The 26627-nt window shown below is 56.1% G+C and carries 24 protein-coding genes and 1 pseudogene; 19 read left to right on the top strand and 6 right to left on the bottom strand.

Annotated elements, in window-relative coordinates; translation table 11 throughout:
• Nucleotides 1-184 precede the first annotated feature (184 nt).
• From CUN67_RS14785 to CUN67_RS14740, 10 genes and pseudogenes are all read left to right on the top strand, one after another.
• Complete coding sequence (locus tag CUN67_RS14785; protein WP_208716046.1) at nt 185-790, top strand: DsrE family protein; 606 nt, start codon at nt 185-187, stop codon at nt 788-790.
• 33 nt (nt 791-823) lie between these two features.
• Nucleotides 824-1432 carry a DsrE family protein gene (locus CUN67_RS14780; protein WP_208716045.1) on the top strand — a complete coding sequence of 203 codons (609 nt, stop codon included), beginning with the start codon at nt 824-826 and terminating at the stop codon, nt 1430-1432.
• 125 nt (nt 1433-1557) lie between these two features.
• Nucleotides 1558-2568: a LacI family DNA-binding transcriptional regulator gene (locus CUN67_RS14775; protein ID WP_208716044.1), complete on the top strand. Its 1011-nt coding sequence runs from the start codon at nt 1558-1560 to the stop codon at nt 2566-2568.
• Nucleotides 2565-3587 carry an ABC transporter substrate-binding protein gene (locus CUN67_RS14770; RefSeq protein ID WP_208716043.1) on the top strand — a complete coding sequence of 341 codons (1023 nt, stop codon included), beginning with the start codon at nt 2565-2567 and terminating at the stop codon, nt 3585-3587. The genes CUN67_RS14775 and CUN67_RS14770 overlap by 4 nt, the downstream gene beginning before the upstream one ends.
• Nucleotides 3587-4453, top strand: a complete 867-nt coding sequence (locus CUN67_RS14765; RefSeq protein ID WP_208716042.1) for an ABC transporter permease — start codon at nt 3587-3589, stop codon at nt 4451-4453. Before CUN67_RS14770 ends, CUN67_RS14765 begins: the two co-directional genes overlap by 1 nt.
• Complete coding sequence (locus CUN67_RS14760; protein WP_208716041.1) at nt 4450-5262, top strand: ABC transporter permease; 813 nt, start codon at nt 4450-4452, stop codon at nt 5260-5262. The genes CUN67_RS14765 and CUN67_RS14760 overlap by 4 nt, the downstream gene beginning before the upstream one ends.
• A complete protein-coding gene (locus CUN67_RS14755) occupies nt 5259-6248 on the top strand; it encodes an ABC transporter ATP-binding protein (protein ID WP_208716040.1) in 990 nt (329 codons plus the stop codon). Before CUN67_RS14760 ends, CUN67_RS14755 begins: the two co-directional genes overlap by 4 nt.
• A 22-nt stretch (nt 6249-6270) precedes the next feature.
• Nucleotides 6271-7089 (top strand): phosphodiesterase, encoded by an 819-nt coding sequence (locus tag CUN67_RS14750; protein WP_439332281.1) that lies wholly within the window; start codon nt 6271-6273, stop codon nt 7087-7089.
• A gap of 168 nt (nt 7090-7257) precedes the next feature.
• Nucleotides 7258-8850 (top strand): annotated as a pseudogene (locus CUN67_RS14745) (sensor domain-containing diguanylate cyclase).
• A gap of 101 nt (nt 8851-8951) precedes the next feature.
• Complete coding sequence (locus tag CUN67_RS14740) at nt 8952-10010, top strand: AI-2E family transporter (protein WP_208716038.1); 1059 nt, start codon at nt 8952-8954, stop codon at nt 10008-10010.
• Between the two features lie 32 nt (nt 10011-10042).
• On the opposite strand, the gene bcp is transcribed toward CUN67_RS14740, so the two are convergent.
• The gene (gene bcp / locus CUN67_RS14735; protein WP_208716037.1) at nt 10043-10510 is read right to left on the bottom strand and encodes a thioredoxin-dependent thiol peroxidase; all 468 of its coding nucleotides are present in this window, start codon (nt 10508-10510) and stop codon (nt 10043-10045) included.
• 145 nt (nt 10511-10655) lie between these two features.
• A complete protein-coding gene (locus tag CUN67_RS14730) occupies nt 10656-11213 on the bottom strand; it encodes a glycine cleavage system transcriptional repressor (RefSeq protein ID WP_217621295.1) in 558 nt (185 codons plus the stop codon).
• A 143-nt stretch (nt 11214-11356) separates the two neighbouring features.
• Here CUN67_RS14730 and dapA point away from each other — a divergent pair, with 143 nt between their 5' ends.
• The 6 genes from dapA (at nt 11357) to ypfH (ending at nt 17885) form a co-directional block, all read left to right on the top strand.
• Nucleotides 11357-12235, top strand: coding sequence for a 4-hydroxy-tetrahydrodipicolinate synthase (gene dapA / locus CUN67_RS14725; RefSeq protein WP_208716035.1), 879 nt, complete (start codon nt 11357-11359; stop codon nt 12233-12235).
• A gap of 14 nt (nt 12236-12249) precedes the next feature.
• Nucleotides 12250-13281 (top strand): outer membrane protein assembly factor BamC, encoded by a 1032-nt coding sequence (gene bamC / locus CUN67_RS14720; RefSeq protein WP_208716034.1) that lies wholly within the window; start codon nt 12250-12252, stop codon nt 13279-13281.
• A 143-nt stretch (nt 13282-13424) separates the two neighbouring features.
• A complete protein-coding gene (gene purC / locus CUN67_RS14715; RefSeq protein ID WP_013510031.1) occupies nt 13425-14138 on the top strand; it encodes a phosphoribosylaminoimidazolesuccinocarboxamide synthase in 714 nt (237 codons plus the stop codon).
• Between the two features lie 132 nt (nt 14139-14270).
• Nucleotides 14271-15137: a KPN_02809 family neutral zinc metallopeptidase gene (ypfJ, locus tag CUN67_RS14710; RefSeq protein WP_208716033.1), complete on the top strand. Its 867-nt coding sequence runs from the start codon at nt 14271-14273 to the stop codon at nt 15135-15137.
• Nucleotides 15134-17113, top strand: a complete 1980-nt coding sequence (locus tag CUN67_RS14705; RefSeq protein WP_208716032.1) for a tRNA(Met) cytidine acetyltransferase TmcA — start codon at nt 15134-15136, stop codon at nt 17111-17113. Before ypfJ ends, CUN67_RS14705 begins: the two co-directional genes overlap by 4 nt.
• Before the next feature lie 73 nt (nt 17114-17186).
• Nucleotides 17187-17885, top strand: coding sequence for an esterase (gene ypfH, locus CUN67_RS14700; protein ID WP_208716031.1), 699 nt, complete (start codon nt 17187-17189; stop codon nt 17883-17885).
• A gap of 129 nt (nt 17886-18014) precedes the next feature.
• Here the strand turns inward: ypfH and CUN67_RS14695 are convergent, their stop codons facing one another.
• From CUN67_RS14695 to CUN67_RS14685, 3 genes are read right to left on the bottom strand one after another with little or no spacing between them, the layout of a single operon-like run.
• Nucleotides 18015-18203, bottom strand: a complete 189-nt coding sequence (locus tag CUN67_RS14695; RefSeq protein WP_208716030.1) for a YpfN family protein — start codon at nt 18201-18203, stop codon at nt 18015-18017.
• Between the two features lie 23 nt (nt 18204-18226).
• Complete coding sequence (dapE, locus tag CUN67_RS14690) at nt 18227-19354, bottom strand: succinyl-diaminopimelate desuccinylase (protein ID WP_208716029.1); 1128 nt, start codon at nt 19352-19354, stop codon at nt 18227-18229.
• Between the two features lies 1 nt (nt 19355).
• Nucleotides 19356-19715, bottom strand: a complete 360-nt coding sequence (locus tag CUN67_RS14685) for an ArsC family reductase (protein ID WP_208716028.1) — start codon at nt 19713-19715, stop codon at nt 19356-19358.
• A 224-nt stretch (nt 19716-19939) separates the two neighbouring features.
• Here CUN67_RS14685 and katG point away from each other — a divergent pair, with 224 nt between their 5' ends.
• From katG to CUN67_RS14670, 3 genes are all read left to right on the top strand, one after another.
• On the top strand, nt 19940-22105 hold the full coding sequence (gene katG, locus CUN67_RS14680; RefSeq protein ID WP_208716027.1) for a catalase/peroxidase HPI: 2166 nt from the start codon (nt 19940-19942) through the stop codon (nt 22103-22105).
• A gap of 380 nt (nt 22106-22485) precedes the next feature.
• A complete protein-coding gene (gene ypfM, locus CUN67_RS30685; RefSeq protein WP_139810981.1) occupies nt 22486-22545 on the top strand; it encodes a protein YpfM in 60 nt (19 codons plus the stop codon).
• A 186-nt stretch (nt 22546-22731) separates the two neighbouring features.
• On the top strand, nt 22732-23364 hold the full coding sequence (locus tag CUN67_RS14670) for a hypothetical protein (RefSeq protein WP_208716026.1): 633 nt from the start codon (nt 22732-22734) through the stop codon (nt 23362-23364).
• A 100-nt stretch (nt 23365-23464) separates the two neighbouring features.
• Here CUN67_RS14670 and acrD read toward each other — a convergent pair whose 3' ends face one another.
• Nucleotides 23465-26581, bottom strand: coding sequence for a multidrug efflux RND transporter permease AcrD (acrD, locus tag CUN67_RS14665; RefSeq protein WP_208716025.1), 3117 nt, complete (start codon nt 26579-26581; stop codon nt 23465-23467).
• Nucleotides 26582-26627 lie beyond the last annotated feature (46 nt).

Genomic DNA, 26627 nt, shown 5'->3' with positions numbered 1-26627 from the left:
AGCCATTCATCAACTCGCCAGCGTTCCTTCATCAGCGTTGCTATTCAATGAGCCGCGCTAATTATTTTTCCTGCAATGAAACCGCGCACAGCCGCTAAAACCGGCGGCTTTAGGCGTTGTCCTGGTGTGGTATAGATAAAGCACATTGTTCAAACGGACTGCGACTACCTGCCGGAGAGTGCCTATGCGTTCTGTTGTCTCCTATGCCCTGATTGCGATCGTCGGCGGCTTTGTTGGTGCTGTTGCCAGTAAAAGTGATGACCTCTATCAGCGAGTCGTTAACCACTTTTCTTCGCCACCGAGCGACCCGGCAGGATTCTGGAGCACGCCGGGGATCAATGGCTACGGCAAAATCCATTACGAACCCGACGCCGCCTTTAAACCAGTGGCTGGACTGAGCAATAAAATCGTATTCCAACTCACTAAAAATGAAGGAGATATCGCCCGGCCCAACCTCGGACTGGAGCGTGTGGCCAGGGTGGTGAATCTGTATATCGCCTCGGGGGTCCCGGCGGAACAACTGCACTTTGTGGTGTCAGTGACCGGTGATGCGACCCCGGCGATGCTGGATAACGCGCATTTCAAACAATTTTACGGCACTGAAAACCCCAACCTGCCGCTGATTGCGGAGCTGAATAAGCAGGGGGTGAAGGTGTCAGTATGCGACCAGTCGGTGGCGTTTCATCACTACCCCAATGACTGGATCGACAAATCGGTGATCCATGCGCTCTCCAGCCCGACGACGGTGTCGACGCTGCAAAATCAGGGCTATGCATGGCTGCAAATGTAACAGGCTTTTTGATGATGGTTGAGGAGAAGTGAAATGCGTCCAGCGACATACATTGTAGTGGCAGCACTGGCCGGTTTTATCGGCGGTAATGTGCTTCAGCTTCCCGACCTTGTTGATAAAGTCAGCGACAAGTTTGCGGATAAAAAAACCGAACCAGCCGATTTCTGGAGCACACCCGCCATCGCTGGTTACGGCAAGATTCATTTTGTGAACACGCCCGCGTTTAACCCAGGCAGTACACCGGGTCTGAGCAACAAAATTGTCTTCCAGATTAACCGTAACGAAGGGGATATCCGCCAGCCGAACCTCGGGCTGGAACGCGTGGCGCGCGTCACTAACCTTTATTACGCCGCAGGTGTGCCGTTGAATCAGCTGAATTTTGTGGTATCGATTAACAGCGATGCGGTGCCCGCTGCGCTGAACAACGATCAGTTCCGTAAAGCGTATGGCGTGGATAACCCCAACCTGAAGTTGATCAGTGAACTGGAAAAAGCCGGGGTGAAGGTGTCAATTTGCGATCAGTCGGTGGCTTTCCATCAGCTGGAACGCGAATGGATTGACCCGATGGTCACGCACACACTCTCCAGTGGCACTACCGTCGCTACGCTGCAAAACGAAGGGTATGCTTTCCTGATGTTGTAATCCCTCCTGACAGCAGTAAAGGCTGCTGTCATCTTTCTGTCACCTCCGCGCGATGTTGCTGTCACAGTTCGCCATTAAGTTAAGCACCAATGAGATCGATCTCATTGGTGACTAACGAGGCGAACATGTCCGATTTACTGAGTGTGGCAAAGCTGGCTGGCGTCTCGCGCGCGACAGCGGCGCGTGCCTTCTCTGATCCCCATCTGCTGCGGCCGGATACCTTAAACAAGGTGCTGGCGGCATCGGAACAATTGGGTTTTCGCCCCAACCACATCGCGCGCCAGCTACGTACCCAACACTCGACCACCCTCGGGGTGTTGCTGCCTTCTTTGCTCAACCCGATTTTCTCGCAACAGTTGCAGGCGATGGAGCGTGAAGCGCGTCAGGCCGGATTTGGTCTGCTGGTGGCGACCAGCGATTATCAGCCCGAACGCGAAGCAGCGATTGTTGAACATATGCTGCGCCAGCGGGTGGCGGGACTGGTGTTAACCGTGGCCGATGCTGACAACAGCGCGGTACTGCACACCCTGCATGAGGCGCAGATGCCGTTTGTGCTGGCGCATAACGTGCCGCAGCACAGCGACTGGCCTGCGATTTGTGTCGATAACCGTCAGGCGATGCGTGAAGCCACCGATCATCTGCGGCAACTCGGGCACCGGCATATCGGCATGATTGCCGGTCCGATGCTGCAATCCGATCGCGCCCGCCTGCGGTATCAGGGCTACTGCGACGCCATGCAACAGGCGGCCCTGCCGGTGATTGAAATGCCCAGCCACACCCATTCAGATTTCGCGCTGCTGCAACCCTGGTTGCAGGGCGAGTCGGCGCTGACGGCGGTCATTTGCACCAATGATTTGCTGGCGATCAGCCTGATTGGTGACGCCCAGCGCGCCGGCGTACGCATTCCACAACAACTTTCAGTGATGGGGTTTGATGGCATCGATATCGGTGAACAGATTGCCCCCTCACTGGCAAGCGTGGCGCAGCCTGGCGAACGGCTGGGTACCTGCGCCATTGAGATGCTTTTACAACAGGCCAGCCGTGGCACACGCGTGCTGGCACATCGACTGCGGCCAGGTGAAAGCGTGGCTGCACCGATTTCTTCGTTTATTGCCAACACCAGGGAACCATCATGAAATTGCGTAAAAAAGTCAAAATCATTGCCGGGGCGCTGGCCCTGACACTCGGTTCGCTACTCAGCGCACAGACTCAGGCGGCAGAAACCGCCATTTGTTACAACTGCCCACCGGAATGGGCTGACTGGGGCACGCAGCTCAAGGCCATCGCCAAAGACACCGGCATTCAGGTGCCGCAGGACAACAAAAACTCCGGCCAGGCACTGGCGCAGATGGTGGCTGAGCAGGCTAACCCGGTGGCGGATGTGGTGTATTACGGCGTCAGCTTTGGTATCCAGGCAGACAGCGCCGGAGTCATCGCCAGCTATAAACCCAAACACTGGGATGAAATCCCGGCAGGCATGAAAGATCCCAATGGTAAATGGGTTGCGCTGCATTCGGGCACCATGGGCTTTATGGTCAACGTCGATGCACTGGGTGGCGCGCCTGTCCCGCAATCCTGGAATGACCTGTTGAAGCCGGAATATAAAGGCATGATTGGCTATCTCGATCCGGCCAGCGCCTTTGTCGGTTATGTGGCTGCGGTGGCGGTTAACCAGGCGCTGGGCGGCAATATGCACGATTTTACACCTGGCCTGGAGTGGTTCAAAAAATTGCAGGCGAATCAGCCGATTGTGCCAAAACAAACCGCCTATGCGCGTCTGCTCTCCGGCGAGATCCCGATTCTGCTCGATTACGACTTCAACGCCTATCGCGCCAAATATAAAGATCATGCCAACGTGGCCTTTGTGATCCCGAAAGAGGGCACGGTGACGGTGCCGTATGTCATCAGCCTGGTGAAGAATGCGCCGCACGAAGCTAACGGCAAGAAAGTGATCGATTACGTACTGTCGGACAAAGGGCAAGCCATCTGGGCCAATGCGTTCCTGCGCCCGGTGCGTACTTCCGCGATGTCGCCTGAAGCGAAGAAATACTTCCTGCCGGACAGCGATTACGCGCGCGCCAAAACCGTTGATTACCAGCAGATGGCTGATGCGCAGAAAGCCTTCTCTGCCCGTTATCTGAGTGAGATCCATTAATGTCGCAGTCCGACACCCTGGCGGCTTCATGCCGCCAGACACGTAAGTTAGCGGGCAGTCGCTGGTTATGGCTGACGCTGCCCGCGCTGCTGTTTTTCTGTGCTTTCTGGCTGCTGCCGTTTGCCCGTTTGCTGCAAATCGGTATGCAGGCAGACCGCACCACCCAGCACAGTGGTTACTGGACGGTAATCAGCCAGCCACAATATTTGCTGAGCCTGCTGAATACCGTGTTGTTGTCGCTGGCGGTCACGCTGGTGACGTTGTTGATTGCCGCCAGTGTTGGCTGTTTTCTGGCGCGTCAGCGCTTTGCCGGTCGCGGCATCCTGCTGGCACTGCTGACCTTCCCGCTGGCATTTCCCGGCGTGGTGGTAGGGTTCCTGGTGGTGATGCTGGCGGGCCGTCAGGGTTTGCTGGCACAGATAAGCATGAGCCTGGTGCATGAACGCTGGACGCTGGCTTATTCACTGGTCGGGTTGTTTATCGGTTATCTCTACTTTTCACTGCCACGCGCCATTGTCACGCTGGTGGCGGCCAGTGAAAAACTCGATCATTCGCTGGAAGAAGCGGCACGTTCGCTCGGTGCCAGTCAATGGCGTATTACCTGGGATGTGATCGTGCCTGGACTACAACCGGCGCTGCTCTCCACCGGTGCGCTGTGCTTTGCCACCAGCATGGGGGCGTTTGGTACCGCCTTTACTCTCGGCACCGATTTAGCGGTGTTGCCGCTGACCATTTATGGCGAGTTCACTAACTACGCCAACTTTGCCACTGCGGCGGCGTTATCCGTGGTGATGGGAGGCGTCGCCTGGCTGGCGCTGATGTTGGCGCGTCGTCTGGCGCATCGTTCGGCGCAGGAGGTGGTATGAATCGTCGTGGACTCTTTACCCTGCAGCTGCTGATCACCACGCTCACCGCGCTGTTTATGCTTGTGCCGGTGGTGCTGTCGATGCTGGCCGGGGTGACCAACAACTATTTTATTGGCCTGCGCAGCGGTCTGACGCTGAAGTGGGTGGAGCAGGTGTGGCAGATGTACGCCGACACCTTCTGGCTGTCGTTACTGATTGCGCTGTGCTGCCTGCTGGTCACACTGGTGATCGGTGTGCCTGCCGCCTGGGGATTGCTGAAAGCACCGGGCCGCTGGGCCGCGCGCATTGAAGAATGCCTGATGTTGCCGGTGGCGCTGCCGGGCCTGGCCACTGCGCTCGGTATCATCCTGTTATATGGTCAGTTTTCCGCATTGCGCGATAGCTGGCTGTTTATCCTGATCGGTCACGTACTCTTTACCCTGCCGTTTATGATGCGCCCGGTGCTGGCAGTGATGCAGGCGGTGGATATGCCACGCCTGGAAGAAGCCTCCGCCAGCCTCGGTGCCGGGTTCTGGCAGCGCTTCTTCACCGTGGTGGTGCCCAACTGCCGCAACGGCATCCTCGCCGGGGCTTTTATGGTCATCACGTTATCGGTGGGGGAGTTCAACATCACCTGGATGCTGCACACACCGCTGACCAAAACCCTGCCGGTGGGCCTGGCCGATAGCTATGCCTCGATGCGGCTGGAAGTCGGCTCGGCCTATACCCTGATTTTTATCCTGATGATTCTGCCGTTGTTGCTGCTGCTGAATGCGCTTAATCAATGGCTTAACCGCGCAGTTGCGCGCCAACACAAGGAGCCGGCATGAACAACGCTGCCGTAACCGTTCAGCTTCACAACTGCTCGCGTCGCTTTCATCATCACCTGGCGCTGCATCCGCTGGATCTGACAGTCAATGCGGGTGAAACCCTGGTGCTGCTGGGGCCTTCGGGCTGCGGTAAAACCACCACGCTGCGCATTATCAGCGGGCTGGAAAGCTGCGATGCCGGTGGTGAAGTGTGGTTTGACGGGCGCAACGTCACTGCTTTACCGATTGAAAAACGCAATGTCGGCATGGTGTTCCAGAACTACGCGCTGTTTCCCAATCTGAACGTGGCCGACAACGTGGCTTACGGCCTGAAAGTGCAGGGCGTACCGCGTGCGGAGCGCGAGGCACGGGTGAAGGAAATGCTGGCGCTGGTGGACCTCAGCGCGCTGGCGCAGCGCAGTATCGATAAACTTTCCGGCGGGCAGAAGCAACGCGTGGCGCTGGCCCGTGCGCTGGCGGCTCGCCCGAAAGTGCTGCTGTTTGACGAACCGCTGGCGGCGCTGGATGCACGCCTGCGTGACCGTCTGCGCCTGGAGATTGGCGCGCTGCTGAAGCAGCTGGCGATCACCGCCGTGTACGTCACCCACGATCAACAGGAGGCCATGGCGCTGGGCGATCGGATTGCGGTGATGGAACACGGACGTCTGGTGCAAATCGATACGCCGCAGCGCATTTATCAGCATCCGGCGTCGAAGTTCGTGGCTGATTTTGTTGGGGCGATTAACTGCGTCGATGTCGATACGCGCGGCAATCCCCAGCGTTTTTGCCGCCCGGAAGATGTGCTGCTGGCCAGCGATAACCGTTATACGCGCCAGGGTTTTGTCGTCGCCAGTACCTTCCTGGGGGCGTCACAGCGGCTGATGATTGATATCGGTCTGGCCGCGCCGATTCAGGTTGATCGTCATGCCCGTGAAGCCTGGCATGCCGGGCAGCCGGTGAGCTGGTCGCTGGCGCAGGACGCCGCCTTTCAATTTTCTGCTTCGTGAGGAATAAAGATTGTCTGAAGCAATGACGCTGATTGCGCAAATCAGCGATTTACATATCAAGGCGCAGGGTCGCCTGTCTTATAAAAAAGTGGATACCCAGGCTGCGTTGCTGCGGGTGATTGCGACGCTGAATCAATTGCGACCGCGCCCGGATGTGGTGGTGATTACCGGCGATTTGGTTGATTTTGGCTTGCCGGAAGAGTATCAAACTCTGCGCCAGGCACTGAAGCAGCTGCAACTGCCTTATCTGTTGATGCCGGGTAACCATGACGACCGCCAGGCGCTACGCGCGGCTTTCCCGGAACATACTTATCTGCAACGCGGGGAAACCCTCAACTGGCAAACCCGCGTTAACGGTTTGCAGTTGCTGGCACTGGATTCCAGCGTGCCACAGCAGCCGTGGGGGTATGTCGATGAAGCGCAGCTTGAGTGGCTGGACGCGCAACTGCAAAGCGCACCCAACATCCCAACCCTGGTGATGCTGCATCATCCGCCTTTTATCACCGGCATCGGTCATATGGATAAACAACCGCTGCGCAACCCTGATGCACTGGCAGCAGTGATTCGCCAGCACCCGCAGGTAGAACGCGTGCTCAGTGGCCATTTGCACCGATCGATTCAGGCGCGTTTCGCTGGCACCCTGGCCTGTACGGCTCCGGGGGTATCGCATCAGGTGGCGTTTGATTTGTCAGCAGAGGGACCAGCCAACTTTGTGCTGGAACCGCCGGGTTTTCTGCTGCATCGCTGGCATCCGCAGCAGGGAATGACGACGCATCTGTGTGCCATTGGTGATTATCCAGGGCCGTTTCCGTTTTACGATATTAACGGCTTAATTGACTAATCAGCGCCAGATATAAGTAAAAGAAATCGTGTGCCGACAGGATGCTTCGTGCTCAAATTGAGTTGCGGGTGTACAATCCTCTGTTACCTCACCAGGGTATGTACCACCAACAATAACAATACTGTCAGGCACTCGAATTATGAACAGACTCATCATGGTGGAGACACCATGTTAATGCGCATCCGGCCAAAAACCGATCTGCGCACGCTGATCACGCTGCTGGCGATCACCAGTATTGTTATCACGCTTGCTAACGCCCTGTATGCGACATGGCGCGTGCAACGCATGGTCCTGATCGAGAGTACCCTCGAAGCCAATCGCGCTTACGCCACCAAGCTGGCCGCCACCACCGAAGTTTTCTTTCAGCTGGCACAATCCCAGCTGCACTACAGCGCGACCCAGCTGGGCAAAGATTTCGACAATAACGAACTGGCGCAGCAGGAAGTGAATCGCCTGCGCGAGCAGACCAGCAGCTTCAACTCCGTGGCGGTGGTGAACACCGATGGCGTAGTGAAAGCCATTTCGCCGGAATCGCTGATGCTGAAAGGCATGAAGCTCACCAGTCAGGCTTCACGCGAGGCGCTGGCTAAGCGTCAGCCGATGGTCAGCAAACCGACGCTTTCCGCAGCCAATAACCTGCTGGTGTTTGTCTCCTGGCCGATCTGGAGCAAAGAAGGTCGCTACCTGGGTTATGTCGGTGGCACCATCTATCTGAAGAAGAAAAGCATTCTGAACGAGCTGCTGGGCGAGCAATATTATCGTGATGGCACCCATGTTTACGTGCTGGATCGCAATAACTAGGTGCTGTATCACCAGAATAATCAGCTGATTGGTAAAAGCGTGCCGGGCATCATCAGCGAGGAGCAGCGTCAGGCGCAAACCAATGGTTCGCTGCAACTGACGGAGGAGGGAACTGCGAAACTGGCCGGTTACGCGATTGTGCCGACCACCGGCTGGATGGTGGTGGCGCTGAAACCCACCGACGTCACCCTGGCTCCGCTCTCCGGATTGCTGTTGAAAGTGTTGAAAAACTCGGTGCCGTTTGCCTTGTTAACGCTGCTGGTGGCGATGATTCTGGCGCGGCTGATCGCATTACCGTTATGGCAGCTGGCGCGTAAAGCCAGCCAGATGGATGTGCAAAGTGTGTCGGGCGAGATTGGCGGCATTCGTGCCTGGTACTTTGAAGCCGCGCAGGTTAAACGCGCGATGCTGACCGGCATCAGCCTGGTGCAGGACAAAATTGGCCGGCTGAAGTCTGAAGTGCAGACCGATCCCCTGACCAGCCTGCTCAACCGGCGTGGCCTTAGCGCGGTGCTGGATTATTTCAACGCCATGCGCCAGCCGTTTGCCGTGCTGGCACTGGACATCGACCATTTTAAACGCGTGAATGATAACTTCGGTCATGATGTGGGTGACGAAGTGATCAAAAAAATTGCCCAGGCCCTCAGCCACAGCGCGCGCGCCACCGACGTGGTGTGCCGCAACGGCGGTGAAGAGTTTCTGATGCTGCTGCCCGGCACCACGGCGGAGGAAGCGCGGATAATTGCCGAGCGCTTGCGCAACAATATTGCTGACAATCGTATCGATACGGTAGGCAATATCACCATTTCTGTCGGCATTGCCCTGTGGCAACCGGAGAACGGCACCCAGGAGCAGAGCCTGAAGCAGGCCGATGCAGCGTTGTATCAGGCGAAAAATGCCGGACGTAACTGCGTGATGATTGCCGGGCAGGACGCCCTCGTCAGCAGTATCACGCGTTAGCAGGGATTAAGGATTTGTAGCGGCGCGATTTATCGCGCAGGCTTTTCCGGCATAATGCACGGAACAGCGCGATAAATCGCGCCATTACAGGGAATGAAAGAATGCTGGCTCTGCTTATTCAATGGTACAGACGTCGTTTCAGCGATCCCCAGGCGATTGGCCTGGTGGTGATTTTGCTGGCGGCGTTCTGCATCCTCTTCTTCTTCAGTGGTCTGCTGGCCCCGCTGCTGGTGGCGGTGGTACTGGCTTATCTGCTGGAGTGGCCCACGGTGCGCCTGCAACGTGTCGGTTGTAGCCGCACCTGGGCTACCAGCATCGTGCTGGTGCTGTTCGGTAGCATCGTGCTGGTGATGGGGTTGATTGTCGTGCCGGTGGCGTGGCAACAAAGCATCAACCTGACCCATGACCTTCCTAATATGCTCAACAAACTCTACCTGTTTGCTGCCGGGCTGCCGAAGCGTTATCCGGCGCTGGTAGATGCGGGCATCATTGATATCGTGGTGGAGAATTTGCGTAGCCGCCTTACCGGACTGGGTGATTCGCTGGTGAAATATTCACTGGCGTCGCTGGTCGGGCTGATGACGCTGATGATCTACCTGGTGCTGGTGCCGCTGATGGTGTTTTTCCTGCTGAAAGACAAAGAGCAGATGCTCAATGCCGTGCGCCGCGTCCTGCCACGCAATCGTGGTCTGGCGGGCGTGGTATGGCAGGAGATGAACCAGCAAATCACCAACTACATTCGTGGCAAAGTGCTGGAAATGCTGGCGGTGGGCGTGGTGAGCTGGCTGGCGTTTCTGTTGCTCGGCCTTAATTACGCCCTGCTGCTGGCGGTGCTGGTGGGGATTTCCGTGCTGATCCCTTACATCGGGGCGATGCTGGTGACCATTCCGGTGATCGGTGTCGGCCTGTTTCAGTGGGGGCTGGGCAGCGATTTCTGGACCATGTTTGTGGTGTATCTGGTGGTTCAGGGGCTGGATGGCAACATACTGGTGCCGATTCTGTTCTCCGAGGCGGTCAACCTGCATCCGCTGGTGATCATTTTATCGGTGGTGATTTTCGGTGGATTGTGGGGCTTTTGGGGCGTGTTCTTTGCCATCCCGCTGGCCACATTAATCAAAGCCGTGGTGCGCGCCTGGCCGGAAGAGACCATCGTAAGCTAGGAAAACGGGTGCGCATGGCGCACCCGTGGGTATCAGGCTGACTGCAGGTAATCCAGCACGATGTCGTGGTGGTTAGACGTTTTGAAATCGTCAAACACCTTCTCCACCTTGCCATCACCATCAATCAGGAAGCTGATGCGGTGAATGCCGTCATAGGTTTTCCCCATAAAGGATTTCTCCCCCCAGACGCCAAACTGCTCGCAGACCTGATGATCTTCATCAGACAGCAGCGTGAAGTTCAGCATCTCTTTTTCGGCAAAACGTGACAGCTTTTCTGGTTTGTCAGTGCTGATACCCAGCACTTCTACGCCGACTTTTTTCAGTTCATCCATGTTGTCGCGTAGGCCACAGGCCTGTACGGTGCAACCTGGAGTCATGGCTTTCGGATAGAAATAGACCAGAACGCGCTGTCCCTGGAAGTCGGCCAAATTTACTTGTTCGCCATCCTGATCGGGCAAGCTAAATTTCGGTGCGGTATTACCGGCTTTCAGTGGATTCATCACAACTCTCCATTTTTTTCTTCATGCTGTGGGTAATACACCATCAGGACCAAAAGTGCCAGGTGGAGTTTACCGTCAGGGTTATTTCCGCACACTGTTTACCCATTTTGGGTAGAGTGTGTGACGAAATAACCCGGAGGTCAGATCAGTGCCCGGCAGGGGTGCTGGCCGGCGCACTGTACAGGCGAATCGTACCCTGGGCGTGCAGTTCCTGACAGAGTTGATTAAACGCGGGTTCGATACTGGCACCTTCAACACTGTGCGCGGTCATCTGAATATACAGTGTGGGCGGTACGCCATCCTGCGCGGGTTGAATACGCGAAACCAGCTCGGCGATATTCATCTGATGTTTATCAAACAAATCGGTGAAGCGCTCAATGATATGCGGTGAATCCGGTACTTCAACCTGCACCCAGACGGTGGCGGGCATCGGCGGCGTGGCGCGCGCGTTGGTGCGCTTCATCACAATCAGCAACTCCAGCTCGGCACCTTTCATCGGCAGGGTCGATTCAATCAGGGTGATGGCATTCCAGCTTCCGGAGAGCAGCATAATAAAGGTGAATTCATCACCGAGCATCGCCAGACGACTATCTTCGATGTTGCAGCCGCAGCTGCTGACATGGCGGGTGATGGTATTCACGATACCCGGACGATCAACGCCCAACGCGGTGATCACCAGGTGGTGAGGCTGTGGCTGCGACAAAATGACATTTCCTGTGTGTTCGCTAATAACCATAAGGTAAACATAAAAAAAACTGCTGACAAGCGCTTGAATGGCGTGGCTCGCTTGCTTTTCCCTCGGCGTAAAACGTACCATGAAGCACTTGTATGTCGAGGGGATCGCCCATGTTCACCGGAAGTATTGTTGCGCTCGTTACGCCAATGAATGACAAAGGTAATGTCTGCCGCGCGAGTTTGAAAAAACTGATTGATTATCATGTCGCCAGCGGCACCGCGGCGATTGTTTCTGTTGGCACCACCGGCGAATCTGCCACTCTCAGCCATGAAGAACATGGCGAAGTGGTGATGATGACCCTCGAACTGGCCGATGGCCGTATTCCGGTGATTGCCGGAACCGGCGCGAATGCGACCGCCGAAGGGATTTCCCTCACCAAACGCTTTACCGGCACTGGTGTGGTGGGCTGCCTGACGGTAACGCCTTACTACAACCGTCCGACCCAGGAAGGCTTGTTCCAGCATTTCAGGGCGATTGCCGAAAGCACCGATCTGCCGCAGATGCTGTATAACGTCCCTTCACGTACCGGTTGCGACATGCTGCCGGAGACGGTTGCTCGTCTGGCCGAAATCAAAAATATTATCGGAATCAAAGAGGCAACCGGGAACTTATCGCGGGTTAGTCAGATCCAAGAGCTGGTTGATGATGAATTCATTCTGGTGAGTGGCGATGACGGCACCGCACTGGACTTCATGCAACTGGGCGGCAAAGGCGTTATTTCGGTCACGGCCAACGTTGCGGCACGTGAAATGGTTGAACTGTGCGCGCTGGCGCAGCAGGGCAACTTTGCCGAAGCGCGTCGCCTGAATCAGCGTCTGATGCACCTGCACCAGACGCTTTTCTGTGAACCCAATCCTATCCCGGTGAAATGGGCCGCGAAACAACTAGGATTAATCGCGGATGACACGCTGCGTTTGCCAATGACGCCGCTGACCGAAGCCGGTCAGGCCAAAACGGCACAGGCATTGATCAAAGCGGGTCTGCGATAATTTAGGGAGAATCAATGAGTTATTCAGTTAAGCGCTCGACGCTGGCAACGGTGGTGGGTCTTTCCACCCTGATGCTGCTGTCAGCTTGTTCCAGCGATCAGCGTTATAAGCGCCAGGTCAGCGGTGATGAATCTTACCTGCAGGCGCCTGAACTGCATGATTTAAAAGCCCCGGCGGGGATGATTCTGCCTCTGCAGAATGGTGATTACGACGTGCCGCACGCTGTTGCCAAAGGTGCAGTAGGTAAAGAGCTGGATATTCGTCCGCCTGCTCAGCCGCTGGCACTGATGAACGGTACACGCGCCCAGTTCACCGGGAATACCGGCGTGCTGGCAGTGGAAAGCAGCCGTGGTTCCATCTGGCCACAGGTGGTTAACGTGGTGCAGTCGTACAAATTCCCGATTGCCCAGCGTGATGATGCCGGACAACAGCTGACCACCGATTGGGTGCAGTGGAACCGTGCGGATGAAGACAATCAGTATCGTGGCCGTTACCAGGTCAGCGTACAGAATCAGAGCTACCAGCAGGTACTGACGGTTCGTCTGCTGGAACTGCAGCAGTCAGGTAAGCCAGTGACTGCGCCGGTACAAATCCAGCGCTACACCGCGCAGATGCTGAACGACATCAGCACCGGTATGGATAAGATCGATACCGCCAGCCAGGATGCCGCAGCAGGTCGTGGTATTGGACAGATTGCCGTCCAGAGTGGTGCCGATGATACCGGTCTGCCGCTGCTGATTCTGCGTTCACCGTTCAACCTGACCTGGCAGCGTCTGCCAGCTGCGCTGAAACGCGCGGGTATGGAAGTGACCGACAGCAACCGCTCGCAGGGTAGCCTGAACGTTACCTACAAACAGCCGGGTAGCGGCGCGTGGGATGATATCGGTGCGAAAGATCCGGGCTTACCGAACGGCGATTACAAATTGCAGGTCGGCGATCTCGACAACCGCAGCAGTCTGCAGTTCATTGATCCTAAAGGTCACGTGCTGACTCAGTCGCAGAATGATGCGCTGGTGGCGGTGATGCAGGGCGCACTGAACAAATAAATTGCCTCGGGCCGGAGAATATCCGGCCTTTTTTTTGAGATTTTGGCATAATAGCGCCCGGCGAGGTAAACGATTGCGTATTGCCGCCGTGCAGTGGGTAACCACTGTTGAACACGGGTTCTTTCATGTTTGGAGTTAACAAGATGCAAAAGCGAGCTGAGTTGTATCGCGGTAAAGCGAAAACCGTATACAGCACCGACAATCCGGATCTGCTGGTACTTGAATTCCGCAACGATACGTCAGCAGGAGACGGTGCACGAATCGAGCAGTTTGATCGTAAAGGAATGGTGAATAACAAGTTCAACCATTTCATCATGACCAAATTGCAGGAAGCGGGCATTCCGACCCAGATGGAAGCGCTGCTGTCGGATAACGAAGCGCTGGTGAAAAAGCTGGAGATGGTGCCGGTGGAGTGCGTCGTGCGCAACCGTGCGGCAGGATCGCTGGTAAAACGTCTGGGCGTGGAAGAGGGCATGTTGCTCAATCCACCGCTGTTTGATCTCTTCCTGAAAGATGACGCCAAACACGACCCGATGGTGAACGAATCTTACTGCGAAACCTTTGGCTGGGTGAGCAAAGAGAATCTGGCGCGTATGCGTGAGCTGACCTACAAAGCCAACGACGTGCTGAGCAAAATGTTTGATGACGCCGGTCTGATCCTGGTGGACTTCAAGCTGGAGTTTGGTCTGTTCAAAGGCGAAGTGGTGCTGGGCGATGAGTTCTCACCCGATGGCGCACGTCTGTGGGACAAAGAAACCATGGACAAAATGGACAAAGACCGTTTCCGTCAGAGCCTTGGTGGCCTGATCGAAGCCTACGAAGAAGTGGCGCACCGCCTGGGTGTGAAACTGGATTAATTGTTGGTCAGAGACCGGCAAATACCGTAACGGCGCGATTTATCGCGCTGTTTTTTTATGTGCCACGTTTTAAATCGCGCTGCTGCCAACTAAAATCATGCAAAGCTAATTTGATGAAAACAGGAGCACGCCATGCGCTGGCAGGGACGTCGCGAAAGCGACAATGTGGAAGACCGACGTGACCAATCACCCGGCGGTTACGAGGGGCGACAAATACGTTTGCCGCGTGGTAAAGGCGGTATCATCCTGTTAATCATCGTGGCGGTGGCCGGTTATTACGGCTATGACCTGACGGCGCTGATTGAAGGCGGCGGCAACCTCACCCCAACCACGCAGCAGCAGCAACGCGTCAACCCGGCGCAGGATGAAGCGGCGAAATTCACCTCAGTCATTCTTGCCACCACCGAAGACACCTGGAGCAAGCTGTTCCAGCAGATGGGCAAACAATACGTGCCGCCCAAACTGGTGATGTATCGGGGGGCTACCCGCACCGGTTGTGGCACGGGCCAGTCGGTGATGGGACCGTTCTACTGTCCAACGGATCAAACCGTATATATCGATCTGTCATTTTACGATGAGATGAAAACCAAACTCGGCGCGGGCGGTGATTTTGCCCAGGGCTACGTGATCGCCCATGAAGTTGGTCATCACGTACAGAAACTGCTGGGTATCGAACCGAAAGTGCGCCAGATGCAGCAGGGAGCCAGCCAGGCGCAGGTCAATCAGTTATCGGTGAAGATGGAGCTGCAGGCGGACTGCTTTGCCGGTGTCTGGGGCCATTATATGCAGCAGCAGAATATCCTCGAAGTGGGTGATTTGCAGGAAGCACTGAACGCCGCTGAAGCGATTGGTGATGACCGCCTGCAACAAAAAAGTCAGGGGCGGGTGGTGCCAGATAGCTTTACCCACGGCACCTCGCAGCAGCGTTATACCTGGTTTAAACGCGGTTTCGACAGCGGCAACCCTGGGCAATGCAACACCTTCGCCACTAACGGATGAATGTGCCTGACATCAGCGCGGCGATGCAGCGGGCAGGCATCCGCCGTTTATGCGTGATAAGCGGCAGCTGCGACTGGACGCAGCAACAGGCCAGCACATGGCGAACGGCATTACCCGGTGACTGGCTGACCATCAGCGAATTAAACGCACCCGACGTGGCCTCTCACCCGCCAGCGGCGCTGCGTACCCTGCTGGGCCGCGAGTTTCGCCATGCCATTTTCGATGCTCGCCACGGTTTTCATGCCGAAGCCTTTGCCGCACTGGCGGGTACCCTTACCGCCGGAAGCTGGTTGCTGCTGCTGACGCCACCCTGGCAGGAATGGGCTACCCGGCCTGATGCTGACAGCCTGCGTTGGGCAGATGTCAGCCAGCCGATAGCCACGCCGCATTTCACCCGTCAGCTGCAACAGCAGATACTGGCGGATGAGCAAATCCTGTTGCTGCGCGAAGGCTTTCCGGCACGGGAACCGGCTGCGACAGTTTTCCCTGACTGGCATTGCCAGGCCCCTCAGCAACAGCAACGTATCCTGCAACAATTGCTCACCATGCCTGCGGGTGTGGCGGTGATCACCGCTGCACGCGGGCGTGGTAAGTCAGCGCTGGCCGGGATGCTGGCACAGCAACAGGGGCGCTGTCTTGTCACCGCTCCGGCTAAAGTCTCCACCGACGTTCTGGCGCAGTTCGCCGGAGAACATTTCCACTTTATCGCCCCGGATGCATTGCTGGCGCAGGAACCGCCGCCAGACGCCGCCTGGCTGATTATCGACGAAGCCGCCGCCATCCCTGCGCCGCTGCTGTCACAGCTGGTGTCGCGTTTCCCGCGCGTGTTACTGACGACCACCGTGCAGGGCTATGAAGGCACCGGGCGGGGTTTCATGCTGCGTTTCTGCGCCTCGTTGCCGAATGTGCGCTACTTCGCGCTGGATGAGCCGCTACGCTGGTCGCCACAGGACCCGCTGGAAGCCTGGCTGAGCCATGTGTTGTTATTTGAAGATGCGCAGGAACGTGTCGCGCCACCTGAGATGACGCTGTTTCCGGCTGCGCCAGAGCAACATCCCGAGGCGCTGGCTGCGGGGTATCGCCTGCTGTCCAGCGCGCATTACCGGACCACGCCACTGGATTTACGGCGCATGCTGGATGCTCCGGGGATGCGTTTCTGGCTGGCCGGTAACCCCGACAACGTGCAGGGGGCGCTATGGCTGGTGGAGGAGGGCGGACTGGATCCCGCACTGTCCTCGGCGGTGTGGGCGGGGTTGCGCCGTCCGCGCGGCAACCTGGTGGCGCAGTCGCTGGCGGCCCATGCGGGGTTTCCTGAGGCTGCCACGCTGCGTTCACAACGTATCAGCCGTATCGCGGTGATGGCCGCAGTGCGCCAGCGTGGCATCGGTACCGCGCTGGTGGCGGCTGCGCGCCAGCAGGCTCAGGGCAGCGATTATCTCTCGGTCAGTTTTGGCTATACGGAAACCTTGTGGCGCTTCTGGCAACGTTGTGGTTTCACTCTGGTGCGTATCGGTTCCCAGCGCGAAGCCAGCAGCGGCTGCTATGCCGCGATGGCGATGCTGGCGCTGACGCCCGCGGCGCAGGCATTGCAGCAGCAGGCGGCACGGCGTCTGTTGCGCGACTGGTGCTGGCTGCAACAGCTCATCGAGCTGGATTTACCGCTGGCCGCCGATGACGCGCAGCAGCTTGATGAGGATGACCTGGCGCTATTGGCGGGCTTTGCCTGGGCGCAACGCCCCTGGGAGGCAAGTTATGCCGCGTTACAACGCCTGGTTCGCCAGACTCCCCTGCATCTGCCATTGTTACATGCGATGCTTATGCAAAAACAAGCGCTGAGCCAGGTGGCGCGTGAAGCGGGGATCAGCGGACGCAAAGCATTGATGATAAAGCTGCGTGCCGAGGTGGCTCAGGCGCTGAAACAGCGGGATGCCAACATGGCCGGGGGCTGGCAACAGCGGCTCGCTTCGTTGCAATAAATCCATTATCTCATTCAAATTTTCCCAATATCACTCGCCAGGCAGTGGCGTATAGTGATGTCAGGAGGATGTTATGGCACTACATTATGTAATTGTTCAGCAACCGAGCACCGATCCCGCCCAGCTGTTTCTGCTGTATCACGGCGTGAACGATAACCCGGATTCGATGGCGCAAATCGGCAGCTGGTTTGCCCGTGCTTTCCCGGAAGCGCTGGTGGTGGCGGTGGGCGCGCCTTTACCTGGCAATGTCCCTCAGGGGCGTAAATGGTTTGCCGAAATTCCGGCGCATGATCGTTCTGAACAACAGGGCGTGAATGCGGCGATGCCAGAGTTTGTCGAGTCGGTGCGTCACTGGCAACAGCAGAGTGGGGTGCGGCCCGAGGCAACGGCGCTGATTGGCTTCTCGCAGGGCAGCATTATGGTGCTGGAAGGCGTGAAAGCGCAGGCCGATCTGGCCGGGCGCGTGGTGGCATTCAGCGGGCGTTACGCCACGCTGCCGGAGCGCGCCAGTACCCGCACCACCATCCATCTGATTCACGGCGAGTATGATGATCAGATCCCGATGCAGCATGCAGAAGAAGCGGCGCAGCGTTTAACCGCGCTGGGTGGTGATGTGACGCTGGATATTGTTGAGGATTTGCCGCATGCCATTGACCATCGCAGCATGGAGCTGGCGCTGAATCATCTGCGTTATACCGTACCGCGTCGTTATTTTGATGAGGCGCTGAGCGGTGCCAAACCTGGCGATGACGATGTGGTGATGATGGTGTAGCCTGATATTTGCACGTACCCGTAGCGGCGCGATTTATCGCGCGATCCGTTCACGATAAATCGCGCGATCCCGTGCGCGATGCGGGAAAAAGCCGCGCGATAAATCGCGCCGCTACGAAGGAGCCAGATGTTATTTTTTCTTTGGCCAGTTGTCGTCATCGTCCCATTTGTCATTGAAGTCGCGATGCGGTGGCAGATCCGGTTTGTTATCCATGAATTTTTTATGATCGATACGTTTCAGGTCTTTATAAACGTTCATCAAAATACCGACCATCAGCAGGATCACCAGGATCCACCAATACTCTTTTAACCATTCCATTTGCCTGCTCCTTATGCGTGTTCTCAGGCGATCAGCTGTTCCATGATGCGCTGATACATGCGGCTCAGCATTTGCAAATCTGACGCCTTCACGCATTCATTGATTTTATGAATGGTGGCATTCACCGGACCGAGTTCTACCACCTGTGCTCCCATACGGGCGATGAAACGTCCGTCAGAGGTACCGCCGGTCGTTAACAGCTGCGGCTTGATTTCATTATAGTGCGCCACAGCGTTCACCACGGCATCCACCAGCTTACCGCGCGAAGTCAGGAATGGCTGACCGGAAAGTTTCCACTCCAGCGTGTAGTGCAACTGGTAACGATCGAGCAGGGCAGCAACGCGTTCGCGGATCATTTGATCGGTCAGTTCGGTGCTGAAACGGAAATTGAATTGTACGAAAAACTCGCCGGGGATCACGTTGTTGCTGCCAGTCCCTGCCTGCACGTTAGCGATTTGCATACTGGTTGGCGGGAAGAATTCGTTACCCTGATCCCACTCCGTGGCGACCAGTTCATTTAACGCAGGCATGGCGCGGTGCACCGGGTTATCCGCCAGATGTGGATAAGCCACGTGGCCCTGCACGCCGTGAATGGTCAGGTTGGCGGTGATCGAGCCACGACGGCCATTTTTCACCACATCGCCCACCACTTCGGTGCTGGACGGCTCGCCCACCAGGCAATAATCCATCCGTTCGTGACGCGCCATCAGACGCTCAACGACTTTTACCGTGCCGTTAGCGGCGCTGGCTTCTTCGTCTGAGGTAATCAGGAAGGCGAGGCGGCCCTTGTGATGCGGGTGCGCGGCGACGAAACGTTCTGCGGCGACCACCATCGCGGCCAGTGAGCCTTTCATATCGGCCGCGCCACGACCAAACAGCATGCCATCACGAATGGTGGGTTCGAACGGGGGGTTGATCCAGCGGTTGGCGTCGCCCGGTGGCACCACGTCGGTGTGGCCGGCAAACGCCAGGGTTTCGCCCTGACCACGCGTTGCCCAGAAGTTCAGGGTATCGTCAATGTGCATCGGTTCCACGGTGAAGCCAATCGCTTCCAGTCGGGCAATCAGCAGCGCCTGACAACCCGCATCATCCGGGCTGAGGGAAGGACGGCGAATCAGCTGCTGAGCCAGCTCAATAACCGGACAGAACATGTTATGACTTCTCCTGGATAAACGCGTGATAAAGGGATTCATTAAAGCCGACCAGCAGCTCACCATTGGCAGCGGCTAACACCGGGCGTTTGATAACAGCAGGCTGCGCCAGCATGATGGCTTTGGCGCTGTCGGCGTCCTGCACGGCGGCACGTTCCGTTTCCGGCAGTTTACGCCAGGTGGTACCACGGGTGTTGAGCAACGGTTCATAGCCGAGCTGGTCAATAAACGACTGCAACAGGGCATCGTCCACGCCATCGACGCGGTAATCATGGAAACGATAATCGATGCCAGAAGCCTCTAAATATCGGCGAGCTTTTTTAATGGTGTCACAATTTTTAATGCCGTAGAGCTGGAACATAGTATTTGACTACTCTTTTAGCGTGAAGATTAATTGCGTGGTCGGCCAGGGATTGTAACAAGGTTGCCAGAGGGGATAACAGCGTTCTGTCATCGCCCCGGGCAATTAAGCTCTGGCACGAGAACATAAAAAGATAATAACTATCAAATCGTTTGATATAAACAAGTGTTACCTATCAGTTAAGGTGTTTAATCTGGTCGCAAATTAAAAAAGCGGAGAGCAACATGAGCAATTCCAACGAAACAACCCCGTCAGCAGCCAAATGCCCTTTCCACCAGGGCGCCGATTTGCCTGCTGCGGGTGGCGGAACCAACAACCGTGACTGGTGGCCTAAGCAGTTGCGTGTCGATTTACTGAATCAGCATTCCAATCGTTCGAATCCCCTCGGTGAAAACTTCAACTATCGCGAAGCCTTTAGCCAGCTTGATTACTTTGCCCTGAAAGCCGATCTGAAAGCACTGCTCACCGACTCTCAACCCTGGTGGCCTGCCGACTGGGGTAACTACGCCGGTCTGTTTATTCGCATGGCGTGGCATAGCGCAGGAACCTACCGTATGACCGATGGTCGCGGTGGCTCCGGTCGCGGTCAGCAGCGCTTTTCGCCTCTGAACTCCTGGCCGGATAACGTCAGCCTGGATAAAGCGCGCCGCCTGCTGTGGCCGGTGAAACAAAAATATGGCCAGAAAATTTCCTGGGCCGACCTTTATATCCTGGCGGGCAACGTGGCGCTGGAAAACGCCGGTTTCCGCACCTTTGGTTTCGGTGCCGGACGTGAGGATGTCTGGGAACCGGATCAGGATGTGAACTGGGGTGATGAGAAAACCTGGCTGAGCCATCGTCATCCGGAAGCGCTGGCGAAAAACCCGCTTTCCGCCACGGAGATGGGCCTGATTTACGTTAACCCGGAAGGTCCGAACGCCAGCGGCGATCCGGCCTCTGCGGCCCCGGCTATCCGTGCCACCTTCGGTAATATGGGGATGGACGATGAAGAAACCGTGGCGCTGATTGCCGGTGGGCATACGCTGGGTAAAACCCACGGAGCCGGTGCAGCCAGCCATGTGGGCGCAGAACCGGAAGCCGCCGGACTGGAAGCGCAGGGCTTCGGCTGGCAAAGCAGCTACAACAGCGGCGTCGGTGCGGATGCCATCACTTCCGGTCTGGAAGTAGTATGGACGCAAACCCCGACCCAGTGGAGCAACTACTTCTTCGAGAACCTGTTCAAATACGAGTGGGTCAAAACCCATAGCCCGGCAGGCGCTATCCAGTATGAAGCGGTTGATGCACCGGAGATTATCCCGGATCCGTTTGACCCGGCGAAAAAGCGTAAGCCGACCATGCTGGTGACCGACCTGACGCTGCGTTTTGATCCTGAATTCGAGAAAATTTCGCGTCGTTTCCTGAATAATCCACAGGCGTTTAATGAAGCTTTCGCCCGCGCCTGGTTCAAACTGACTCACCGCGATATGGGGCCGATTGCACGTTATTTAGGCCCGGAAGTGCCAAAAGAAGCCTTGATCTGGCAGGACCCGCTGCCGACGCCGTCGCATAACCCGACGCCCGCTGACATCGATAACCTGAAAGCGGCGATTGCCGATACGGGTCTGTCGGTGGGTGAGCTGGTCGCGGTTGCCTGGGCTTCGGCTTCAACCTTCCGTGGTGGTGATAAACGCGGTGGTGCCAATGGGGCTCGCGTAGCGTTAGCGCCACAGAACAGCTGGGAAGTGAATGCCAGCATTCAGCCAGCATTGACGAAGTTGATCGCTGTACAACAGGCATCCGGTAAAGCTTCACTGGCGGATGTGATTGTGCTGGCGGGCGTTGTCGGTGTGGAACAGGCAGCACAGGCGGCCAATGTGGCAGTTAAAGTGCCGTTTACCTCAGGTCGCGTGGATGCCACGCAGGAACAAACTGATGTTGAAGCCTTCGCGCTGCTGGAACCGGGCTATGATGGTTTCCGCAACTACCAGCGTGCAGGCACCACTCAGGAAGCTGAAACTCAGCTGATTGATAAAGCACAGCAACTGACGTTAACCCCGCCAGAGCTGACGGCGCTGGTTGGTGGTATGCGCGTACTGGGTGCCAACTTCGATGGCAGCGAGCACGGTGTGTTTACCAGCCGCAAGGGTGTGCTGAGCAACGATTTCTTCGTCAATCTGCTCGATATGGGCAATGAATGGAAATCGGTTGATCAGGCGAAAGGTCTGTATGAAGGACGCGATCGCAGCAGCGGTGCGGTTAAATTCAGCGCCACCCGTGCGGATCTGGTGTTCGGTTCGAACGCCATTCTGCGCGCGCTGGCGGAAGTCTACGCCAGCAGCGATGGTCGTGAGAAGTTAGTCCATGACTTCGTGGCGGCCTGGACCAAAGTGATGAATCTTGACCGTTTCTAAGCAATAAACAGGACTTCCGGGAGAATTCTCCCGGAAGTTTATTATTGTAGCGGCGCGATTTATCGCGCTTTTTTTGTTTCAACATCATGCGCAATAAATGCGTGCAGTTTAGTACCAGTAACCGCTTTCATTAGCCGCGTGAATAATTGCCCGCCGCACCATAAGCCTGATCAGAATTATCCTATCCAGGAAAATGTGCTACGCGTTGTCACCAGGAATTTTCTCCCGCTACGTTAGGGGGTTGCTGAAATGTGCGTCAGTACGCAATTTGAGCAAATTACAGCTTTTGACTGCTTTTGCCGATACAGATAACAGGTGGAAGCGTATTCACCTGTAGAAAAAAACGGCGTAAAATCGGCGGCACAATAAGAGAGGGTATTATGGTTGACACTGAACTGGGGAACTGGAAAGAATTTATTGACGCAATGTTACGTAAGTAATCCGCGAAAAGAAAAGCAGGGCAAATCCCCAACTTGCTGTAATTCTTACCATACAACACAAAGCAGCTAGCGGCTGATGCCGATCCTGCAAGAGTCTCTGCAGGAAGCTGGCTGTCACAGACAATCCGGAATCAGGTTTCTGATTCCGGATTTTTAGTATCATGAACATAACAGGGAAATGTTGCCATGATCACAAACAAGGGCATTTATTTTGCGATAAGTACCGGTGTTGTAACTGCGCAGACGCAAACGGATAAGGCGAGTCACTTGCAGTTTATATTCAACTCTTCTGATGAGATGAGAAGTTTTAATAAAAAAATAGAAGACACGGCTCTGGCAGATCAAAACAAGGAGATAAAAATACGGCAAGTTGTGAATAATATGTCAGTTGGTGAGTTGCGTGCAGCTGCAATTTTACGAGATTTAAATAATTTCAAAGAGATAACAAAATCTGACACCTATGCGAAAGTCATAACGTCAGAATTTTTACCCATCCTTAATCATACGATATTAATTGCTTCCGGAGCGACCTGGGTAACGTCAGCCGTCGCCAAAGAGAATGAACTCTCCTCGCTGACTAATATTGTTGCAGGCAGCCTCGCTATCTCGAGTGCACTATTAACGCCTTGTCTTGATTACTTATCTCGCGATATACACATTAAGCAGAATGCCATTGAAAACAGATGTCAGGCGCTTGCGTTATTACGATATGATTATATTGATAAAAATCATGATATTAAGCTGCCCCTTCCACCCCAGGTGAACGATAGTGAGGTGGGTGAAGGCACCTCTTTATTACCGTCAGGGATGCACTATTAATTCTTGTCGGGTGATGAGTTCAATCAGCACCTCTGGCGTTTCTGGCGATAGCTCCCATTCGGGAAACATGGAGCTACCGCCGTGCACTTCTCAAAACGGGTTAGTCATGCGGCTTTTCTTTCAGGGGGAAGCGGCGACGCACCAGCACAAAGAACAACGGCACAAAGAAGATCGCCAGCACGGTTGCGGAGATCATGCCGCCCATTACGCCAGTGCCTACCGCGTGCTGGCTGCCGGAACCGGCACCCTGGCTTATCGCCATCGGCAACACACCAAAGATAAACGCCAGTGAGGTCATCAGGATCGGGCGCAGGCGCTGGCGTGAGGCCTCCAGCGTGGCTTCGATCAATTCACGTCCTTTACTGTTGATCTCGTTAGCGAATTCCACAATCAGAATGGCGTTTTTCGCCGACAAACCAATCACTGTCAGCAGCCCGACCTGGAAATAAACATCGTTTTCCAGCCCGCGCAGCCAGGTGGCGATCAACGCACCCACCACGCCCAGTGGCACCACCAGCATCACCGAGAACGGAATCGACCAGCTTTCATACAGCGCCGCCAGACACAGGAACACCACCAGCAGCGAAATGGCATACAACGCGGGAGCCTGAGAACCGGAGAGACGTTCCTGATAAGACGCACCGGTCCACTGGAAGCCCACGCCCAGTGGCAGCTGACTGACCAGTTTCTCCATCACGTCCATTGCTGTGCCGCTACTGACGCCGTTTGCGGCTTCACCCACAATCTCCAGTGACGAATAGCCGTTATAACGCTCCAGGCGTGGTGAACCCACTTCCCAGCGGCTGGTGGCGAAGGCAGAGAAGGGCACCATGGTGCCGCTGCTGTTGCGGACATACCATTTATTGATGTCATCCGGCAGCATGCGGAATTCCGGGGCCGCCTGGACGTAAACCTTTTTGACGCGACCGCGGTCAATAAAATCATTGACATAGGTCGAACCCCAGGCGGTGGTCAGGGTATCGTTGATGGTATCTACCGACACGCCCAGTGCCTGAGCTTTACGCTGGTCGACATCAATCTGCAACTGCGGGCTGTCATCAAGGCCGTTGTGACGTACCCGCGACAATGCCGGGTTGCTGGCTGCCAGCTCCAGCAACTTATCGCGCATCGCCATCAGCGCTGTGTGCCCGATACCGCCGTGATCCTGCAATTCTAAATCGAAGCCCGAGGAGCTACCGAGGCCGGTAATCGCCGGTGGGCTGCTGGCGATTACCCTGGCTTCTCTGATCTTGTGGAAGGCTTTGGTGGCACGATCGATGATGGCAAAAGAGGTGCGATCGGCACCCGGACGTTCCTCCCAATCCTTGAGACGAATAAACAGACGCGCCACGTTCTGGCCGTTACCGCCGGGGCCGGCACCGATGGTGGAGAACACGGACAGCACGTTATCTTTCTCGGCGGTCATATAATAATTTTCCACCTTCGCCACCACGTTGGAGGTTTGCTCCAGGGTGGCGCCCGGCGGTAATTGTACCTGGGTCAGGAACACGCCACGGTCTTCCTGTGGCAGAAACGAGGTGGGCAGGCGGATAAACAGAAAGGCCATCAGGCCAATGATCACCAGATAGATCAACATCCAGCGGCCGCTTTTCACCAGAATGCGCGCCACGCCGCGTTCATAGCGTTCGGCATTGCTGTTGAAGTGGCGGTTAAACCAGCCAAAAAAGCCGCGGCGACCATGATGCTGGCCCTGCGCCAGTGGCTTAAGCAGGGTCGAGCACAGCGCCGGGGTGAGGATCAGCGCCACCAGCACCGACAGCACCATCGCCGAGACGATAGTAATGGAGAACTGGCGGTAAATCGCGCCGACGGTGCCGCCGAAAAAGGCCATCGGCACAAACACCGCCGAGAGCACCAGCGCAATGCCGACCAGCGCCCCCTGAATCTGCCCCATCGATTTACGCGTCGCCGCCCGTGGCGATAACCCTTCCTCGCTCATGATGCGTTCGACGTTTTCCACCACCACGATGGCATCATCCACCAGCAACCCGATGGCCAGCACCGTCGCGAACATGGTGAGGGTATTGATGCTGTAGCCACAGGCGTAGAGCACCGCGAAGGTACCCAGCAAGACTACCGGCACCGCAATGGTCGGGATCAGCGTGGCGCGGAAGTTTTGCAGGAACAGATACATCACCAGGAACACCAGAAGGATGGCTTCCAGCAGGGTTTTCACCACGTCGGTGATCGAGGCTTTGACGAACGGCGTGGTTTCGTAGGCGACTTTCGCCTCCAGACCGTGCGGGAAATACTGCGACAGCTCGGCAACGCGGGCGCGTACCAGCTTATCGGTGTTCATCTCATTCGCACCCGATGCCAGTTTGATACCGAGGCCGGAAGCGGGCTGGCCGTTGTAACGGCTGAGATAATCATATTTTTCCGCCCCCAGGGCGACATCGGCCACATCGCCCAGCGTGACCACCGAACCATCGGGATTGGTTTTCAGAGTAATGGCTTTGAATTGTTCCGGGGTTTGCAGCATCGACTGAGCATTGACCGTGGCGTTAAGCGCCTGCTTCGCCACGGATGGCAATCCCCCGACCTGGCCGACCGCCACCTGGTTGTTCTGCGATTCAATGGCACTCACCACATCATCGGTGGTCAGCGCATAGGCAATCAGCTTGTTCGGATCGAGCCAGATACGCATCGAATATTGCGAACCATAGGCATCTACCTCGCCAACACCATCAATACGACTGAGCGGATCCTGAATGTTACTGGCGACATAATCTGAAATATCCTGTTTGTCCATACTTCCGTCGGTAGAAACAAAGGCAATCATCAGGATGTTGCTGTCGCCGGTTTTATTGACGGTTACCCCCTGCGATTGTACCGCCGCAGGCAGTTTACGCAGGGCAGATTGCAGCTGGTTTTGCACCTGCTGACGCGCTTCGTCGGGGTCAGTACCGGCGGTAAAGGTGAGGGTGATTTGCGCCTGACCGATGTTGCTGCTGTTCGAGGACATGTACATCAGGTGATCGATGCCGGTCATGTTCTGCTCGATAACCTGGGTGACGGTGTTTTCCAGCGTTTCTGCGGAGGCACCGGGATAGTTGGCGGTGATGCGCACGTTAGGCGGCGCGAGATCGGGATATTGCTCAACCGGCAGCGAGATGATCGCCAGTGTGCCGCATAAGCAAAGTAAAATCGCCAGAACCCAGGCAAAAATGGGGCGGTCGATAAAAAAATTCGACATGGAACCGACACTCCTCAGCTGCGTATTTTTTACTTTTATTATCAGA

This window comes from Pantoea cypripedii (genome assembly GCF_011395035.1).
GTDB lineage: Bacteria > Pseudomonadota > Gammaproteobacteria > Enterobacterales > Enterobacteriaceae > Pantoea > Pantoea cypripedii_A.
This window is presented reverse-complemented; position numbering and strand designations above follow the sequence as displayed.

Coding starts and splice junctions, on each gene's coding strand:
- CUN67_RS14785 (WP_208716046.1), top strand. CDS start 185: ATGCGTTCTGTTGTCTCCTATGCCCTGATTGCGATCGTCGGCGGCTTT.
- CUN67_RS14780 (WP_208716045.1), top strand. CDS start 824: ATGCGTCCAGCGACATACATTGTAGTGGCAGCACTGGCCGGTTTTATC.
- CUN67_RS14775 (WP_208716044.1), top strand. CDS start 1,558: ATGTCCGATTTACTGAGTGTGGCAAAGCTGGCTGGCGTCTCGCGCGCG.
- CUN67_RS14770 (WP_208716043.1), top strand. CDS start 2,565: ATGAAATTGCGTAAAAAAGTCAAAATCATTGCCGGGGCGCTGGCCCTG.
- CUN67_RS14765 (WP_208716042.1), top strand. CDS start 3,587: ATGTCGCAGTCCGACACCCTGGCGGCTTCATGCCGCCAGACACGTAAG.
- CUN67_RS14760 (WP_208716041.1), top strand. CDS start 4,450: ATGAATCGTCGTGGACTCTTTACCCTGCAGCTGCTGATCACCACGCTC.
- CUN67_RS14755 (WP_208716040.1), top strand. CDS start 5,259: ATGAACAACGCTGCCGTAACCGTTCAGCTTCACAACTGCTCGCGTCGC.
- CUN67_RS14750 (WP_439332281.1), top strand. CDS start 6,271: ATGACGCTGATTGCGCAAATCAGCGATTTACATATCAAGGCGCAGGGT.
- CUN67_RS14740 (WP_208716038.1), top strand. CDS start 8,952: ATGCTGGCTCTGCTTATTCAATGGTACAGACGTCGTTTCAGCGATCCC.
- bcp (WP_208716037.1), bottom strand. CDS start 10,510: ATGAATCCACTGAAAGCCGGTAATACCGCACCGAAATTTAGCTTGCCC.
- dapA (WP_208716035.1), top strand. CDS start 11,357: ATGTTCACCGGAAGTATTGTTGCGCTCGTTACGCCAATGAATGACAAA.
- bamC (WP_208716034.1), top strand. CDS start 12,250: ATGAGTTATTCAGTTAAGCGCTCGACGCTGGCAACGGTGGTGGGTCTT.
- purC (WP_013510031.1), top strand. CDS start 13,425: ATGCAAAAGCGAGCTGAGTTGTATCGCGGTAAAGCGAAAACCGTATAC.
- ypfJ (WP_208716033.1), top strand. CDS start 14,271: ATGCGCTGGCAGGGACGTCGCGAAAGCGACAATGTGGAAGACCGACGT.
- CUN67_RS14705 (WP_208716032.1), top strand. CDS start 15,134: ATGAATGTGCCTGACATCAGCGCGGCGATGCAGCGGGCAGGCATCCGC.
- ypfH (WP_208716031.1), top strand. CDS start 17,187: ATGGCACTACATTATGTAATTGTTCAGCAACCGAGCACCGATCCCGCC.
- CUN67_RS14695 (WP_208716030.1), bottom strand. CDS start 18,203: ATGGAATGGTTAAAAGAGTATTGGTGGATCCTGGTGATCCTGCTGATG.
- dapE (WP_208716029.1), bottom strand. CDS start 19,354: ATGTTCTGTCCGGTTATTGAGCTGGCTCAGCAGCTGATTCGCCGTCCT.
- CUN67_RS14685 (WP_208716028.1), bottom strand. CDS start 19,715: ATGTTCCAGCTCTACGGCATTAAAAATTGTGACACCATTAAAAAAGCT.
- katG (WP_208716027.1), top strand. CDS start 19,940: ATGAGCAATTCCAACGAAACAACCCCGTCAGCAGCCAAATGCCCTTTC.
- CUN67_RS14670 (WP_208716026.1), top strand. CDS start 22,732: ATGATCACAAACAAGGGCATTTATTTTGCGATAAGTACCGGTGTTGTA.
- acrD (WP_208716025.1), bottom strand. CDS start 26,581: ATGTCGAATTTTTTTATCGACCGCCCCATTTTTGCCTGGGTTCTGGCG.